Source organism: Cellulosimicrobium sp. Marseille-Q4280 (assembly GCF_943181405.1).
Taxonomy (GTDB): domain Bacteria; phylum Actinomycetota; class Actinomycetes; order Actinomycetales; family Cellulomonadaceae; genus Cellulosimicrobium.
The window spans coordinates 93,106-111,329 of record NZ_CALPBY010000008.1; the positions used below are offsets into that span (position 1 = coordinate 93,106).

Consider the following 18,224-nt stretch of genomic DNA (forward strand, 5'->3'; position numbering starts at 1 on the left):
CTGCCGCGCCGTCACCTCGGGCGTTCGGCCGGCGGTCTCCGCGCGCGGCTCTACGCCCTTCGCATCCGACGCCGCCCCGCCCGCTCGACCGTCAGGTCGCCACGGCGGTGGCGGCCTAGGGCTCGACCTGGCAGCCCGCTTCCCTCGTGGCCGGTCCGACAGGCCACGAGGGTCACCACCCCGACCGCACGACGTCGCCGGGCACCGCAGCCCGCGCGTGACCCGAGGAGCAACGATGCATCCGAGAACGACCGACGGCGTGCGCCGTCGACCCGGTGGGCCGGCGCGGCTCGCCGCCGTCGCCGCCGCCACCGCGCTGGCCCTGACCACCTGGGCGCCCACCGCCGTCGCGGTCGAGCCCGCGCTGTCCGACCCCGTCCTCGACCTCGCGTTCGAGGGCGACGTCACCGACTCCGGCCCGCTCGCGCACCCCGTGTCGCTGCGCGGCCACGCCGGGTCCGCGCCCACCGGCTACGCGTACGTGGACGGCGTCGTCCCCGGGACCCAGGCCCTGCGCCTGACCGGGAACACGTACCTCGACCTCGGCACGTCCACGGAGCTGCAGCCCGAGGACCTCACGCTCTCCTTCTGGATCGAGCCGAGCGGGAGGCTCGCCGGCGAGCACCTCGTCACGTGGAACAAGCGCGCCTACAACTCCGACGGCTGGTACCTGTCGTCGGAGTCCGACACGGTTCCGCTCGCGCTGTCGATCGGCCCCGCGTCCGGCCAGCCGTACAAGGTGCGCGTCGCGAGCTCCGACCGCGCGTCGTTCTTCCCCGCGGACGAGTGGACGCACGTCGTCGTCACGTACGACCGCACGACGAAGGACGTCGCGTTCTACCGCAACGGCGAGAAGGTGCCGTCCACGGTGGCCACCGCGGTCGGCGGCGACGCGACCGGCGTGCTCGGCTCCGACCCGGCGCTGCCCAAGACCATCGGCTTCAACGGCCCGCAGTACAACGGCGGCTACCTCCGGGCGGCGCTCGACCAGTACCGGCTGTACGACGGCGTCGCGAACCTCGCGGACGTCGTCGGGCTCTACGAGGAGTCGGGGCAGGTGATCGACCGCGACGCCGTCGCGCGCGACGACGCCGACGGCCTGACGCTGCCCGAGCGCGCCACCGTCGCGCTCGTGCTGCCCGACACCGCGTCGCGCGGCTCGACGGTGACGTGGCGGTCCTCCGACCCCGACGTCATCGGGACCGACGGCGCGGTGAACCGGCCCGCGCTCGGCGAGGACGACGCGCACGTGACCCTCACCGCGAGCGTCCGCTACCTCGACGGCGAGCCGGTCACGCGGGAGTTCGAGGTGCTCGTGCCCGCGGTCGTCGACGAGACGCCGCTCGAGGACACGGCGTTGCCCTCGGTGCTGCTCTCCGACGACTTCCTGCAGAACGCGGCGTCGAAGGAGCACGAGTACCTGCTCAGCCTCGACGCGGAGACGTTCCTCTACGAGTTCTACAAGGTCGGGGGGCTGACCCCGACGACCGCGGCGGGGTACGGCGGCTGGGAGCGCAGCAACGCGGTGAACTTCCGCGGGCACGCGTTCGGCCACTACCTGTCGGCCCTCTCGATGTCGTGGTCGTCGACTCCCGACCAGGCCACGAAGGACGCGCTCTTCACGGAGATCGAGCAGGCCGTGGGAGGGCTCTCGCGCGTCCAGGACGCCTACGCGGCGTCGCACCCGGGCTCGGCGGGCTACGTGTCCGCGTTCCGCGAGTCGATCCTCGACGAGGTGCAGGGCACGGGGTCGTCCGACGAGAACGTCATCGTGCCCTGGTACAACCTGCACAAGGTGCTCGCCGGGCTGCTCGACGTCGCCGAGTACGTCGACGGGCCCGTCGGCGACGAGGCGCTCGCGGTCGCGACCGACTTCGGGGTCTACGTGCAGGGTCGCGTGTCGAGGCTCCCGAGCACCGACGTCATGCTGCGCACCGAGTACGGCGGCATGAACGAGGCGCTGTACGAGCTCTTCGAGATCACGGGCGACGAGCGGATCAAGGACGCGGCGGAGGCGTTCGACGAGGTGTCGTTGTTCCGCCAGCTCGCCGCGGGCCAGGACGTCCTGCCGGGCAAGCACGCCAACACGCAGATCCCCAAGCTCCTCGGGGCGCTCAAGCGCTACCGCGTCTTCACGCAGAACCCCGAGTACTACGCGCTCCTCACGCAGGCGGAGAAGGACGAGCTGCCGATGTACCTCGCGGCGGCGGAGAACTTCTTCGACATCGTCGTGCGCGACCACACCTACGTGACCGGGGCGAACAGCCAGGCGGAGCACTTCCACGAGCCCGGCTCGCTGCACGAGCACGCCGACGAGCAGGGCGACGCGCGCAACGCCGAGACGGCCGAGACGTGCAACGAGTACAACATGCTCAAGCTGTCGCGCGAGCTCTTCAAGCTCAGCAAGGACGTGCGGTACGCGGACTACTACGAGAACGCGTTCATCAACACGATCCTGTCGTCGCAGAACCCCGAGACCGGCACGACGACGTACTTCAACCCCATGGGCTCGGGCTACCACAAGGTGTTCAACCTGCCGTTCACGGAGTTCTGGTGCTGCACCGGGACCGGCATGGAGAACTTCTCCAAGCTCGGTGACTCGATCTACTTCACGGGCCAGGGCTCCGTGTGGGTGAACATGTTCTTCTCGTCGACGTTCGACCACGCGGCGCAGAACCTGCGCGTGGAGCAGGAGGCGAACCTGCCGAACGACGACACCGTGACGTTCCACGTCGCGGCGCTCGACGGCGGTGCGGTCGCCGAGGACGCGACGCTGCGCCTGCGCGTGCCGTCGTGGGCCGCGGGCGACGTGTCGCTCGAGGTGAACGGCGCCGTCGTCGAACCGGACGTGTCGCGCGGGTACGTCGTGCTGCCTGTCGCCGCCGGCGACGTGGTCCGGTACACGATGCCGATGGAGGTCTCCGTCGTCGACACCCCGGACAACCCGTACTTCGTCGCGTTCCGCTACGGGCCCGTGGTGCTGTCCGCCGACCTCGGCGCGGTCCCCGAGCCCGCGTGGCAGGGCACCGGCATCCTCGTGCGCTCGTCGACGCGCGACGAGGACGCCCAGACGACGATCACCGCGGCCGGGATGGGCGCGGACGAGTGGAAGGAGCGCATCACCGAGAACCTCGTGCGCGTCGAGGACGCGGCCGACGGACGGGTCCAGCTCCGCCTGCGCAGCACCGCCGACGCCGACGGGCTCGTCTTCACGCCCCACCACACCAACTGGGACGTGACGTACGGCCTGTACCTGAACCTCGACGAGCCCGACTCGGCGGCGTCGCAGGAGCGCATCCTGCGCGCCAAGGAGGAGCTGCGGGACGCCGACCGCACGGTCGACGAGCTGACGAGCTTCGACAACAACAACTTCGAGAACGCGAAGAACCTGAAGCAGAGCGGGTCCTCGGTCGGCGCGTTCAGCGGTCGGCAGTTCCGGCACGCGAACGGCACCGGGTGGTTCAGCTACGACCTCATGATCGACCCGGCCTCCGCGACCAACCATCTGGGCGTCACCCTCTACTCGGGCGACCAGGGGCGGACGTTCGACGTCTACGTGAACGACGAGAAGCTGAAGACCATCACCACGGTCGCGAACGCTCCGGGCAAGGACGAGCAGGGCTTCTACGTCGACACGACCCAGCTCCCGGCGAAGTACCTGGAGCTCGGGGAGGCCACGCGCTGGAAGGTCGACAGCGCGGGAGAGCTGGTCCTCGACGAGGACGGGGAACGCATCCCCGTCGTGACCGTGCGGTTCCAGGCGACCGGCGGGTGGGCCGGCGGCGTCTTCGGTGTGGGTGTCGACCGGGCGGCGTCGTACGACGCGACGCCGGGCCTGTCGGCGCTCGAGTTCGACACCGGGACGCTCGCGCCCGCGTTCGACCCGGCGACGACGGCCTACACGCTGACGGTTCCGGAGGGCACGGCGAGCGTCGTGCTCGACGCCGACCCGCACGTGCCGAGCGGGCTCGTCCGCGTCGACGGCGTGCTGGTCGACGACACGCGAGGGCGGCTCGTGACGCTGCCCGAGGACGGCTCGGGACGCACGCTCGAGGTCGTCGGCGTCGCGCAGGACCACACGACGTCGACGACCTACACGGTCGAGATCGTGCCCGGCGAGGTGACGCCGGAGCCCGAGGTCGAGCTGGTCGTCGAGGCGACAGCACGGTGCCTCGCCGGGAAGGCGTACGTCGCGGTGCGGGCGACGAACGCGGGCGACGTGCCGGCGGACGTCACGCTGGTGACGCCGTTCGGGACGAAGGCGTTCGCCGGCGTCGCGCCCGGCAAGGCGGCCTACCAGTCGTTCGCGGTGCGGGCGTCGTCGGTGGCGGGGGGCACGGCGACGGTCACGGGCACCGCGGTCCTCGACACCTCCGACGGTCCGCAGCCCGTCACCACGGAGCACGACGCCGCGTTCGACGCGGCCACGTGCTGACCGCGAGGTAGAACCGCAGGTCGCGAGACAGAACCCGCCGGGTTCTCTCTCGCGACCGGAGGTTCTACCTCGCGACGTCTGTCGTTCTCGATATCGATGACGACACCGATACCACCCGCAGCACGACCTCAAGGAGGAGGACGGGATGACAGCACGTACGCACGACCGGCGCGGCAGAGCAGGCGCGGTGGCGGTCGCGGGCGCGCTCGCGCTCGGATCGGTCACGTCAGGAGCAGCGAGCGCCGCGGACGACCCGGGAACGACGATCACAGGACTGACCACGACCGACAACGGCGACGGGACCTACGGCGTCCCGCTGCTGAGCAGCGACGTCCCCGACATCAGCGTGACGCGCGTCCCGGCTGCGGAGAACGACGAGGGCCGTGACGTCTACTACATGATCAGCACGACGATGCACCTCGCCCCGGGCGCCCCGATCATGAAGTCGTACGACCTCGTGAGCTGGGAGATCGTCGGCTACGTGTACGACCGTCTCGGGGTCGGCGACGTCTCGTCGCTGCGCAACGGGCAGAACGGGTACGGGAACGGTCAGTGGGCGTCGTCGCTGCGCTATCACGACGGCACGTTCTACGTGGTGTTCAACACCAACGACCTGGGCGGGTCGTTCCTCTTCCGCACGGACGACGTCGAGGACGGCGCCTGGGAGCGCACGCCGCTCGGCCGTGGGCTCCACGACCCGTCGCTGTTCTTCGACGAGGCGGACGGCGGGACGCCCTACATCTTCTACGGTTCGGGTGCGACGAGCGCGGTCCGGCTGGACGACGACCTCACCACGATCGTGGCGGACTACCCGGACATCTTCCGCGCGAGCGACTACGCCGGGCAGCCGTTCATCGGCGGGCTCTTCGAGGGTGCGCAGGTGCACTACGTCGACGGTGAGTACTACGTCGCGATCATCACGTGGCCGAGCGGCCAGAACCGTCAGGAGGTGCTGTTCCGCTCGCCGCACCTGCTCGGCCGCTACCAGACCGAGGACGGGTCCAACCCCTACGAGGCGCGCAGCGCGCTGAACTCGGACGGGTTCGCGCAGGGCGGCCTCGTCGAGGTGCCCGACGGCGAGGGCGGGTACGAGTGGTGGGGCATGTTCTTCCGCGACACGTACCCGCTCGGACGGATCCCGGCGCTCATCCCCGCGACGTGGCAGGACGGCTGGCCGACGTTCGGCGACGACGGCGTGGTCCGGGTGGGCGACGTGTTCACCAAGCCGATCGTGCTCGACGAGGCGACCGAGCGGCGCGAGCGGCTCAAGAGCATCGTCGCTTCGGACGACTTCGCGAACGACGCGGAGCACCGCGCCTTCAGCGACACCGTCTGGGAGATCCCGGAGGCGCCGGTCTACGACGAGTCGCTGCTCGGGGTCGAGCTCGTGACGAACCCCGGGTTCGAGGACGCGACGACCGCACCCTGGGGCGCCCAGTACGGGGCGAGCGTCTCCCGCATGACGGCGGACGCGGCGTCGGGCACCGCGGCCCTGGAGGTGAGCGACCGCACGCTCAACGGCTCCGGGCCGAACCAGCAGCTCGGCGGGAAGATCCAGGCGGGCGTGACGTACGAGGTGTCGGCGCGCGTGAAGTACGCCGACGGCCCGGACCAGGTGCGGTTCAACCTCGTCGGCGACTGGGGCGGCGGCGTCAAGACCCTCGCGTGGGCGAACGCGACGCCGGGGGAGTGGGCGACGGTCAGCGGCACCTACACGGTCCCGAGCGGCACCGACGTGTCCGCCTTCAAGCTCGCGGTCGAGACGCCGTGGGCGAACCCGCAGCCGCCGTCGTCGAGGGTCGAGTACCTGCTCGACGACGTGTCGGTCGTGGGTCTGACCCCGGAGGTCGAGCACCCCACGCTCGCGGAGGTGTCGTACGACGGGTCCGACCTCGACCTCGCCTGGCAGTGGAACCACGCCCCCGACAACCGCTACTGGTCCCTCACCGAGCGGGAGGGCTGGCTGCGCCTGACCAACGGCCACGTCGTCACGGGCGAGGCCGAGTACACGAAGGCGCCCGGGCGCGACCTCACGTACCTGGAGGAGGCCCGCAACACGCTCGGCCAGCGCACGTTCGGGCCCACCTCCTCGGCGGAGACCCGCCTCGACGTCTCGGGCATGCGGGACGGCGACGTGGCGGGCCTCGCGGTCTACGGTCGCAGCTTCGCGTACGCGGGGATCCAGCAGGTGGACGGCGAGCGCACCCTCGGGCTCGTCACCCGCCTGCAGCCGTTCACCGAGACCATCGACCGTGACGCGGTGGAGTCGTTCGTCGCGGGGTCGCAGGTGCCGCTCGGCGACCGCACCGACGTCCACGTCAAGGCCGACGCCGACTTCGCGTCGCCGAACGGCCAGCTCTGGGTGCAGTACTCGTACAGCCTCGACGGGCAGACGTGGCAGCCGCTCGGCGCACGTCAGGGACCGCTCGTCATGGACTGGAGCCTGTCGCACTTCATGGGCTACCGGTTCGGGCTCTTCTCCTACGCCAAGGAGCAGACGGGCGGCCACGTGGACGTCGACCACTTCCTCCTGAGCGACGTGCTCGACGCCGACGGAGGCGCGGACCGGACCGCGCTCGACGCCGTCGTCGCCGAGGCCGAGGCGCTCGACCCGGCGGCGTTCACGCCCGAGTCGTGGGCCGCCGTCGAGAAGGGGCTCGCCTGGGCGCGCGCGACGACTGCGCCCTCGACCCAGAACCAGGCCGACGCACCGGCGCGGGCCCTCGCGCTGGCGGTCGCGTCGCTCGCCGAGGCCGAGGCTCCCGCGGTGGCGTTCACGGCCGAGGCGAGCGTTCGCGCGATGGCCGGCAGGGACTACGTGGCCGTCCGCGTGACGAACGACGAGGACGTCCCCGTCGACGTCGTCGTGTCGACGCCCTACGGCAGCCGCACCTTCGCCGGCGTCGCGCCCGGGTCGAACGCCTACCAGGCGTTCGCGACCCGCCTCGCGGACGCGCCCGCCGGGGAGGCGACCGCCGCCGTCACGCGCCCGACCGACGGCGCGTCGGCCTCCCGCACGGTCGCCTACGGCTGACCGACGGCGCCCGGCCGGTCGTGCAGACCCGGCCGGCCGGGCGTCGTCCGCTCGAGGAGGGGGGTACGACGACGGCACGGGTCGCCGTCGCGCACGACCCGTCCCGCGCACCGCGGGGACGGGAACAGCAGGACATCGATCGAGGAGGATCCATGGACACGCACCACCGCAGACGACGCCGCGTGCGCGGCGCACTCGCCGGGGCGGCACTCGTGACGCTGCTCTCGGCGTCGTTCGCCGCGCTGCCCTCGCAGGCCGCGGACGAGGAGCTGGTCGTGAACGGCGGCTTCGAGGACGGCACCACCGGATGGTTCGTCAACGACGGGAACGCGACCGACGAGGCCGTGCTGTCGACGACGGACGGCGCGTTCTCGGGCGCCGCCGCCGCGCTCACGACCGAGCGCGCGACGACGGGCTCGGGCCCGATGCAGGACCTCAGCGGGAAGGTCCAGGCCGGTCAGACCTACGAGCTGACCGCCAGGATCCGGTACGACGCCGCGGACGCGCCGCCGACCAAGCAGTTCTTCGCCACCATGCACTACGGCGGCGGGACGTACACGAACCTCGTGAGCGTCACCGCGACCAAGGGCCAGTGGGCGACGTTCGACGGCACGTTCACGATCCCGGCGAGCCAGGGAGTCGGCACCGCGCGGCTGTTCTTCGAGACGCCGTGGACGTCCGACCCGGCCGCCGATCCGGCCACCCACCTCATGGACTTCGTCCTCGACGACGTGTCGGTCGTCGGGGCGCCGCCGCCCAAGCCGCCGTCGAGGACGATCGAGGTCGTCGGCAAGCTCCCCGGCGAGCACAACCCGCTGATCTCCCACAAGTTCGGGGCCGACGGGTTCGGGTTCGTCGAGGACGGGCGCGTGTACATGTACCTGACGAACGACACGCAGGGGTACGCCCCCGACCCGGTGACCGGTGTCTCCCCGCAGATCAACTACGGGAACATCAACCAGATCACCGTCATCTCGTCCGAGGACCTCGTGAACTGGACGGACCACGGGGAGATCCAGGTCGCGGGGCCGAACGGCGTCGCGCCGTTCACGAACAACTCGTGGGCGCCCGGCATGGCGAAGAAGGTCGTCGACGGGGTCGAGAAGTACTTCCTCTACTACGCCAACGGCGGCGGCTCCTCGAACGTCATCACGGGTGAGTCCCCGGTGGGGCCCTGGACGAGCGAGCGCGACAGCACCCTCATCGACGGCCGGACCCCGGGCGCCGAGGCGGTGGCGTGGAAGTTCGACCCGGCCCCGCTCGTCACCGACGACGGCGACGCGTACCTCTACTTCGGTGGCGGTCCCGCGTCGACGTCGATGCCGGCGGCGGAGCGCTTCAACAACCCGAAGAACATCCGGGTCATCGAGCTGGGCGACGACATGGTCTCGACGCAGGGCACGGCGGCCGTCGTGGACGCGCCCGTCGCGTTCGAGGCGGCGCAGGTGTTCGAGCGCGAGGGCACGTACTACCTGTCGTACTCCTCCCACTTCGGCGGCAACGACTTCGGCGGCAACCAGACACCGCTGCCGGGCTACCCGGGGGGCGGCCAGATCGGCTACATGATGTCCGACGACCCGATGTCGTTCCCCAAGGAGACGTACGCGGGCGTCCTGTTCCCCAACCAGTCGCAGTTCTTCGGCGCGGGCACCGGCGGGAACAACCACCAGTCCGTGTTCGAGCTCGACGGGAAGTACTACTTCACGTACCACGCGCCGACGCTCAACAAGCGCATCAACGGGAGCACGACGCAGGGGTACCGCAGCCCGCACATCCAGGAGCTGGGGTTCAACGCCGACGGCACGATCCAGCAGGTGGTCGGGACGTACGCGGGCCCGGAGCAGGTCAAGGACCTCGACCCGTTCCAGGTCCTCGAGGCCGAGACGTTCGCGTGGCAGCAGGGCCTCGCGACCGCGAAGGTCGACGGCGGGTCCGCGCAGTTCGGCGAGGACGCCCCGAACCTCGTCGTGCGCGACGTGGACGACGGCGACTGGTCGGCGCTCTCGGCGGTCGACTTCGGCGACGGTGCCGCGAGCGTCACCGCGCGCGTGAAGCCGCTCGTCGAGGGTGGTCAGGTCGAGGTGCGCCTCGACGACCGTACCGGTCCCGTCGTGGGGACGATCGCCCTCGACGCGCAGGTGGGCGAGTGGTCCGAGGTCACGGCCGAGCTCGCCGGCGTCAGCGGGGTGCACGACGTGTACCTCACCTTCGCCGGCCCGGAGGGCCAGGACCTGGCGGAGGTCGACACGTGGGAGTTCTCCCCGGCAGAGGTCGCGCCGGAGCTCGCGCTCGACGTGTCCGCGCAGGCGCGTTGCCTCGCCGGCAAGACCTACGTCGCGGTGCGGGCCACGAACGGGGAGGACGTCGCCGTGGACGTCACGCTCGCCACGCCGTTCGGCACGAAGACGGTCGCGGACGTCGCGCCGGGCAAGAACGCGTACCAGTCGTTCGCGACGCGCGCGGTCTCCGCCCCGGCCGGCACGGCGACCGTCACGGGCACGGCGATGCTCGACGGCGACGAGGTCACGTCGAGCGTCGACGTCGCGTACGACCCGGCCACCTGCGGCGGCTGACAGCCGCGAGGTAGTACCGCAGTCCACTGAAGGAGTACCGGGGTCCGCCGAAGTAGTACCGGGGTGCGGACCCCGGTACTACTTCGGGGACCGGGGGCAGGGCAGACCGCGGTACTACCTCGGCCGGCCCGGGTACTACCTCGGCGGGTCGGGATCCTTCTCGACGGGCTGCGGAGGCTCCCGCGGTCGGGTGGGGGCGGTTCGAACGTGATCGTCTGAGCGCTCGCCCTATTCATGTTCGCGCTCACATGTTAGCGTTCACACGCGCTCGTCCGACGACGGACGGGCCGCCCGGCGGTGCCGCCGGGGCACGACGACGAGGAGTCATCGATGACCTCACGCCACGTACGAGACAGCTCTCGAACGACATCGAGAGGGACCGCCGGCACGTCCGACACGCCGCCGGCCGGCCACCGCTCCGCGACCGCCCCGCACCCGCGCACGTCCGGCACGCGTCCGTCCGACACGCGTGCCGGACGGCGTGCGCTCGCCGCGCTCGTCGGGCTCGCCCTGGTGGGCCCGCTCGCGCCTGCCGCGGCGGCCGCAGCCCCCGCCGCTCCTGGGCCCACGGCCCTCGAGCCGACGTCGGCGACGGCGCTCGCCGCGCCGGCCACCGAGGGCCTCCAGCTGTGGCTCCCGCTCGACGAGACCGAGGGCACCGTCGCGCACGACGCGTCCGGCAACGGCCTCGACGCGACCCTCGCGGGGCAGGGCGGTGGCTGGAGCGAGGGCCAGGGCCTGGTGTTCGGCGGCTCGAACCACGTCGACCTGCCCGACGACCTGCTCGCCGGGATGGACGCCGTGACCGTCAGCGCCGACGTCTGGATCGACACGTCCCTCAGCGGCAACTACTTCTTCTACACCCTGGGCAACACCGCCGTCGGGACGCCGCAGTCCGGGAACGGCTACCTCTTCTCGACGGGCAACGCGAACTACCGTGCGACGATCTCCGATCTCGCGTGGGGTCGTGAGCAGAACACCGCGAAGGCCCCGGCCGGCGCGCTCGCGCGCGGTGTCTGGAAGACGGTCACCTACACGCTCGGTGGCGGCACCGCGCGCCTCTACGAGGACGGCACACAGGTCGGGCAGAACACCGCGGTGACGATCACCCCGGGTGCGATCGGCGGCGGCGTGACCACCGCGAACTTCCTGGGGAAGTCCGCGTACGCCGCGGACAACCTCTTCAAGGGCCGCATGAAGGACTTCCGGCTCTACGACCGCGCGCTCACCGCGCAGGAGGTCGCCGACATCTCGGCCGACGCCGCGCAGGACGCGGTCACCGCCGACGCCGCGGCCCTCGACCTCGGCGACACGAGCGCCGTCGTCACCGACCTCGACCTCCCGGCGCAGGGCGTCGGCGGCACGGCGGTCACGTGGGCCACGTCCGACGACGGCGTCGTCGGAGCGGACGGCACCGTGACCCGCCCGGCCGCGGGCGAGGAGCCCGCGACCGCCACGCTCACCGCGACCGTCGCGCTGCGCGGGGCGACCGAGTCCCGCACGTTCGACGTCACGGTCCTCCCCGGCGACGGCGACCAGGCGAAGGCGGACGCCGCGGCGGCCGCGCTCGAGGTCCCGAACCTCGACGACGTGCGTGGCAACCTCACCCTTCCCACCACCGGGCTGCACGGTGCGAGCGTGAGCTGGGCGTCGTCGTCGGGCGCGATCACGCCCACCGGCGAGGTCACCCGGCCCGCGCACGGCGAGGACGCGGAGACGGTCACGCTCACCGCGACCGCCACGGTCGGCGCGGCCACCGCGACGCGCGAGCTCGGCGCGACCGTCCCGCCGCTGCCGGAGCAGGAGGACCTCGAGGGCTACCTGTTCTCCTACTTCGTCGGCGAGGGCACGGCCACCGGCGAGCAGGTCTACTTCGGCCTGAGCCAGGGCAACGACGCGCTGAACTACCAGAACCTCAACGACAACCAGCCGGTCCTGACCTCCGAGCTGGGGGAGAAGGGCCTGCGCGACCCGTTCATCATCCGCTCGCCCGAGGGCGACAAGTTCTACCAGATCGCCACCGACCTGCGGATCTACGACGGCAACGGGTGGGACGCCGCGCAGCGGCAGGGCTCGAAGTCGATCATGGTGTGGGAGTCCACGGACCTCGTGACCTGGACCGACCAGCGCCTCGTGCAGGTCTCGCCGGACACCGCGGGCAACACGTGGGCGCCCGAGGCGTACTACGACGAGAGCCTCGGCGCGTACGTGGTGTTCTGGGCGTCGAAGCTCTACGCCGAGGACGACCCGGGCCACACGGGGAACAGCTACAACCGCATGATGTACGCCACGACGCGCGACTTCGTGACGTTCTCCGAGGCGAAGGTCTGGGTCGACCCGGGCTACTCCGTCATCGACTCGACGGTCGCGCAGGACGACGACGGCACGTTCTACCGCTTCACGAAGGACGAGCGGAACAACACCTCGACGACGCCGTGCTCGAAGTTCATCCTCGCGGAGAAGTCCGACGAGCTGCTGTCGACCGACTGGGACTACGTCACCGACTGCATCGGCAAGGCGAGCTCGGCCGGCCCGGGCATCAACCAGGGCGAGGGCCCGACGATCTTCCGGTCGAACACCGAGGACAAGTGGTACCTCTTCATCGACGAGTTCGGCGGCCGCGGCTACGTGCCGTTCGAGTCGACGTCGCTCGACGCCACCGAGTGGACCATGTCGACCGACTACGAGATGCCGTCGCGCCCGCGCCACGGCACGGTGCTCCCCGTGACGCAGGCCGAGTACGACCGCCTGCTGCGCACGTACCAGCCCGACGCGTTCGTCGAGTCCGTCGAGGACGTCGCGGTGACGGTCCAGACGGGCACGGCGCCCGTGCTGCCGGCGCAGGTCACCGCACGCTTCGCCGACGGGACCTCGGGTCCGGCGGACGTCACGTGGGACGCGGTCGACCCGGCGTCGTACGCCCAGGAGGGCGAGTTCGTCGTCGAGGGCAGCCTGGGCGGCGGGGTGAGCGTGCGGGCCCGCGCGGTCGTCACCGTGACCGACGACGTCGTGCCGGTCGAGGGCCTGAGCGTCACCCCGGCGTCGGTCCAGGTGGGCGTCGCGGGGACGCGGCAGCTCACCGCGACCGTCACACCGGCCAACGCGAGCGCCCGCGCGATCACCTGGGCGTCCGACGACGAGTCCGTCGCCACGGTCTCGGCCGAGGGCGTCGTGACCGGCGTCGGCGAGGGCCACGCGATGGTCACCGCGACCACCGCGGACGGGTCGCGCACCGCCTACGTCGCGGTCGAGGTGACCTCCGACGTGCCGGGTCTCGTGGTGCGGTACGCGCTCGACGAGACGAGCGGCACGACGGCGGCCAACTCGGCGCCGGACGCGACGATCGGCGCGGCGACGCTCACGGGCGGCGCAGCCTTCAGCGGGACCGGCGAGGGCGTGACCCTGGACGGGACGAACGACTACGTCGACCTGCCCGACAACCTGCTCGCCGGCCTCACGGACGTGACGGTGAGCCTCGACGTGAAAATCGCCACGGACCAGGCCACGCCGTACTTCATCTACGGCCTCGGCAACACGAGCGGGACGGCCGGCAACGGCTACCTGTTCACGACCGGCAACGCCTACCGGACGTCGATCGCGACGGGCAACTGGACCACGGAGCAGACGGTGAGCAAGAACGCCGACCTGCAGCGCGGCGTCTGGAAGCACCTGACGTACACGCTCGAGGGCACGACCGCCGTGCTCTACGAGGACGGCGTCGAGGTCGGGCGCCAGACCGGCGTGACGATCGACCCGAAGGACATCGGCAACGGGTCCACGCTCGCGAACTACATCGGCCGCTCGGTCTACCCGGGCGACCGCTACCTCAAGGGCTCGGTGCGCGACTTCCGGGTCTACGACCGCGCGCTGACCGCCGACGAGGTGTTCCAGCTCGGCGCCGACCACACGGCCGTCACGGGCGCCGAGCTCGACGAGCTGAAGGTCCCGGCGATCGTCGACGGCGCGAGCTCCACGGTCACGCTCCCGGTCGAGCCGGGGACGGACCTCACGGCGCTCTCGCCCGTGCTCGCCGTCTCGCCCCGGGCCACGGTCTCGCCGTCGAACGGGTCCGCGCAGGACTTCTCGGAGCCCGTCGAGTACACGGTGACCGGGCCGGACGGGTCGTCGCGAACGTGGACGGTCCAGGCGAAGGAGATGAACAGCCCGGTGCTGCCGGGGCGGTACGCCGACCCGAACATCGCGCAGTTCGGCGACACGTTCTACCTCTACGCGACGACGGACGGCACGCCCGGCTGGGGCGGCAAGGACTTCTACGTCTGGAAGTCCTCCGACCTCGTCGAGTGGGAGCGCTCGGAGGAGCCGTTCCTCACGCTCGACGGCGCGAACGGCAACGTCCCGTGGGCGACGGGCAACGCGTGGGCGCCGACGATCATCGAGCGGGACGGGAAGTACTACTTCTACTTCTCGGGCCACAACCCGACGTACGACCGCAAGACGATCGGCGTCGCGGTGGCCGACAGCCCCGAGGGACCGTTCACCGCGGAGCCCACGGCGATGATCACCAACGGCGAGGCCGTCACTTCCGGCCAGGCCATCGACCCGGCCGCGTTCCACGACCCGCAGACCGGCAAGTACTGGCTCCTGTGGGGCAACGGCGGCCCGTCGAACGGCCCGGTCATGGCCGAGCTGTCCGACGACATGACGTCGATCGAGCAGGACACGCTGCGGCGCATCCCGGGGCTGACGGACTTCCGCGAGGGCCTGTTCGTCAACTTCCGCGACGGGATCTACCACCTCACGTACTCGATCGACGACACCGGGTCGCCGAACTACCGCGTCGGGTACGCGACCGCGACGAGCTTGGACGGCCCGTGGACCTACCGCGGCGTCATCCTCGAGAAGGACGCGTCGCAGGGGATCCTCGGGACCGGGCACAGCTCGATCCTCAACGTCGAGGGCACGGACGACTGGTACATCGCGTACCACCGCTTCGCGATCCCCGGCGGCAACGGCACCAACCGCGAGACGACGATCGACCGTCTCACGTTCGGCGAGGACGGCCTCATCCAGAAGGTCACGCCCACGCTCGAGAGCGTGGACCCGGTCGACGTCGCACCGCAGCCCGAGGTCGAGCTGACCGTCGAGGCCACCCCCCGGTGCCTCGCGGGCAAGGCCTACCTCGCGGTCCGCGCGACGAACGCGGGCGACGTTCCCGCCGACGTCACGCTCGCGACGCCGTTCGGCCAGAAGGTGGTCGCCGACGTCGCGCCCGGCAAGGCGGCGTACCAGTCGTTCGCGGTGCGGGCGACGTCCGTGGCCGCGGGGACGGCGACGGTCACGGGCACCGCGGTCCTCGACGGCGAACCCGTCACCACGGAGCACGAGGTCGCGTACGACGCCGCTACGTGCGGCTGACATCCGCGAGGTAGAACCGCAGGTCGCGAGGTAGATCCCCCGGGGTTCTACCTCGCGACCGCGGGTACTACCTCGGCAGGTGCTTCACGTTTCATCTCGACGAGGAGAAGGACGACCATGACAGGACTCAGGACGCGCGGCCCGCGTCGCCGGGCGGCGGGCATCGCCGTCGGGCTCGTCGGCGCGCTCACCGCGACGCTGCTCGGGACGGCCGGGGCCACGGCGGCCCCCGTCGCCGCCCCGGTCGGCACCGCCGCGGCCAGCGGGGCCGGCAGCGCTGACGACGCCGGGCTCGTCGCCTGGTACCCGCTCGACGCGGCCAGCACCACCGGCGGCACGACGGCGAACCTCGCCGCGGGCTCGACGTTCGGCCCGGCCACGGTGCACGGCGCGACGGCGACCCCCGACGGTCTCGCGCTCGACGGCACGGACGACTACGTCGACCTGCCCGACCACCTGCTCGCCGGCCTCACCGACGCGACGGTGAGCCTCGACGTGCTGGTGGACGCCACGCAGGCGACGCCGTACTTCATCTACGGGCTCGGGAACTCGAGCGGGACGGCCGGCAACGGCTACCTCTTCACGACCGGCAACGCGTACCGGACGTCGATCGCGACGGGCAGCTGGACCACCGAGCAGACCGTCACCAAGGGGTCCAACCTGACGCGCGGCGTCTGGAAGACCTTGACGTACACGCTCACCGGCACGACCGCGACGCTCTACGAGGACGGCGTCCAGGTCAAGCAGGCGACGAACGTCACGACCGACCCCGGCCAGATCGGCGGCGGGCAGACGACGGCGAACTACGTCGGTCGCTCGCTGTACTCCGGCGACCGGTACCTCAAGGGGCAGGTCCGCGACTTCCGGATCTACGACCGGGCCGTCACGGCGGCCGAGGCGGCCGAGCTCGCGCTCGAGACGTCGGCCGCCGCGGCCGACGCCGACCTCGCAGCGCTCGACCTCGGCGACACGAGCGCCGTCACCGCCGACCTCGCGCTCCCGACGGCTGCCGCCCAGGGCTCGCTCGTCACGTGGTCGTCGTCCGACCCCGCGGTCGTCTCGGCGACCGGCAAGGTCACACGTCCCGCAGCCGGCGAGGACGACGCGACGGTCACCCTGACCGCCGCCGTGACGCGCGGCGCCGTCGCGCGGACCGCGACGTTCGAGGTCACGGTCCTCGCGCAGCTCCTGCCCGCCGAGGCGGCGCAGTGGGACGCCGAGCACGTGACGGTCCCGCACCTCGACGACGTGCGCGGCAACCTCACGCTCCCCGTGACCGGCGCGAACGGCTCGTCGCTCACGTGGGTCACCTCCGACCCCGCCACGATCTCGCCCACGGGCGACGTGACGCGCCCCGCGCACGGCGAGGAGGCCGCCGTCGTGCAGCTCACCGTCACGGCGTCGAAGGACGGCGCGACGGCCACGCACACCTACGACGCGACGGTCCGGCCGCTGCCGGCCGCCGCGGACTACGAGGGCTACTTCTTCCCGTACTTCGAGGGCGAGAGCACGCCCGACGGCGAGTCGGTCTACTTCAGCGTGAGCGACGGCAACGACCCGCTCGACTGGGTCGAGCTCAACGACGCCGAGCCCGTCCTCACGTCGGAGCTCGGCGAGAAGGGTCTGCGCGACCCGTTCATCATCCGCTCGCCCGAGGGCGACCGGTTCTTCCTGCTCGCCACCGACCTGCGCATCTACGGCGGGAACAACTTCGGCAACGCCCAGGAGCGCGGCTCGCGCGCCCTCATGATCTGGGAGTCGACGGACCTCGTGAGCTGGTCCGAGCAGCGCTCGGTGACGGTCTCGAGCGAGTACGCGGGCAACACGTGGGCGCCCGAGGCGTTCTACGACGCGCAGCGCGGCGAGTACATCGTCTACTGGGCCTCGGCGCTGTACCCGACGACCGACACGTCCAACCGGCGCATCGCCGACTCGTACCAGCGCATGATGTACGCCACGACGCGCGACTTCGTGACGTTCAGCGAGCCGCAGGTGTGGATCGACGAGAAGCGCGGCAACGGCCTCGGCATGATCGACTCCTCGATCGTCGAGCACGAGGGCACGTACTACCGGTTCACCAAGGACGAGGCGTACATGATCCCGCGCCTCGAGAAGTCGACGGACCTGCGCTCGACCGACTGGGACCTCGTCGCCGAGAGGATCGGGTACGGCCAGCCGAACCCCTGGGGCGGCACGCTCACGGCGGGCGAGGGCCCGACGGTGTTCAAGTCGAACACCGAGGAGAAGTGGTACCTCTTCGTCGACCAGCCGAGCTACCACGGCGGCCAGGGCTACCTGCCGCTCGAGTCCACCGACCTCGACTCGGGCGTGTGGACGTCCGTCGACGCGGACCTGCCGAGCAGCCCGCGCCACGGGACCGTCCTGCCGATCACGGCCGCCGAGCAGGCCGCGCTCCTCGCCGCGTACGGCGACGAGCCGCCCGCGCCCGAGCTCGACCTCGCGGTCGACGTCTCGCCGCGGTGCCTCGCGGGGAAGGCGTACGTCGCCGTGCGCGCGACGAACGGCGAGGACGTGCCCGCCGACGTGACCCTCACGACGCCGTACGGAACGAAGGCGTTCCGCGACGTCGCGGCCGGCAAGGCGGCGTACCAGTCGTTCGCGGTCCGCGCGACGAGCGTCCCGGACGGGACCGTCACCGTCACCGGTGTCGCGACCCTCGACGGCAAGGAGGTGACGACCACGCTGGAGGCGCCGGTCGAAGCACTCGACTGCGCCTGATCCTCGCGAGGTCGAGCCGTCGCGCCGAGGGAGAGGGAGTGCCCCTCTCCCTCGGCGCGCGGCCTGC

Annotated in this window: 5 protein-coding genes; all 5 read left to right on the forward strand. The window is 71.5% G+C overall.

All coding sequences use genetic code 11. The features are described 5' to 3' along the window. The first annotated feature begins 235 nt into the window (after nucleotides 1–235). The 5 genes from NFS20_RS19320 (at nucleotide 236) to NFS20_RS19340 (ending at nucleotide 18,157) form a co-directional block, all read left to right on the forward strand. Nucleotides 236–4,435 carry a beta-L-arabinofuranosidase domain-containing protein gene (locus tag NFS20_RS19320; RefSeq protein ID WP_251153434.1) on the forward strand — a complete coding sequence of 1,400 codons (4,200 nt, stop codon included), beginning with the start codon at nucleotides 236–238 and terminating at the stop codon, nucleotides 4,433–4,435. Nucleotides 4,436–4,580: 145 nt separating this feature from the next. Continuing rightward, nucleotides 4,581–7,469 carry a beta-xylosidase family glycoside hydrolase gene (locus tag NFS20_RS19325; protein WP_251153435.1) on the forward strand — a complete coding sequence of 963 codons (2,889 nt, stop codon included), beginning with the start codon at nucleotides 4,581–4,583 and terminating at the stop codon, nucleotides 7,467–7,469. A 152-nt stretch (nucleotides 7,470–7,621) separates the two neighbouring features. Further along, a complete protein-coding gene (locus NFS20_RS19330; RefSeq protein ID WP_251153436.1) occupies nucleotides 7,622–10,042 on the forward strand; it encodes a family 43 glycosylhydrolase in 2,421 nt (806 codons plus the stop codon). 330 nt (nucleotides 10,043–10,372) lie between these two features. Beyond that, on the forward strand, nucleotides 10,373–15,418 hold the full coding sequence (locus NFS20_RS19335; protein WP_251153437.1) for a family 43 glycosylhydrolase: 5,046 nt from the start codon (nucleotides 10,373–10,375) through the stop codon (nucleotides 15,416–15,418). A gap of 117 nt (nucleotides 15,419–15,535) precedes the next feature. Then, the gene (locus NFS20_RS19340; protein ID WP_251153438.1) at nucleotides 15,536–18,157 is read left to right on the forward strand and encodes an immunoglobulin-like domain-containing protein; all 2,622 of its coding nucleotides are present in this window, start codon (nucleotides 15,536–15,538) and stop codon (nucleotides 18,155–18,157) included. Nucleotides 18,158–18,224: the final 67 nt, after the last annotated feature.

Excerpts from the sequence above, each read along its gene's own strand:
- NFS20_RS19320 (WP_251153434.1), top strand. The coding sequence starts at position 236 with ATGCATCCGAGAACGACCGACGGCGTGCGCCGTCGACCCGGTGGGCCG.
- NFS20_RS19325 (WP_251153435.1), top strand. The coding sequence starts at position 4,581 with ATGACAGCACGTACGCACGACCGGCGCGGCAGAGCAGGCGCGGTGGCG.
- NFS20_RS19330 (WP_251153436.1), top strand. The coding sequence starts at position 7,622 with ATGGACACGCACCACCGCAGACGACGCCGCGTGCGCGGCGCACTCGCC.
- NFS20_RS19335 (WP_251153437.1), top strand. The coding sequence starts at position 10,373 with ATGACCTCACGCCACGTACGAGACAGCTCTCGAACGACATCGAGAGGG.
- NFS20_RS19340 (WP_251153438.1), top strand. The coding sequence starts at position 15,536 with ATGACAGGACTCAGGACGCGCGGCCCGCGTCGCCGGGCGGCGGGCATC.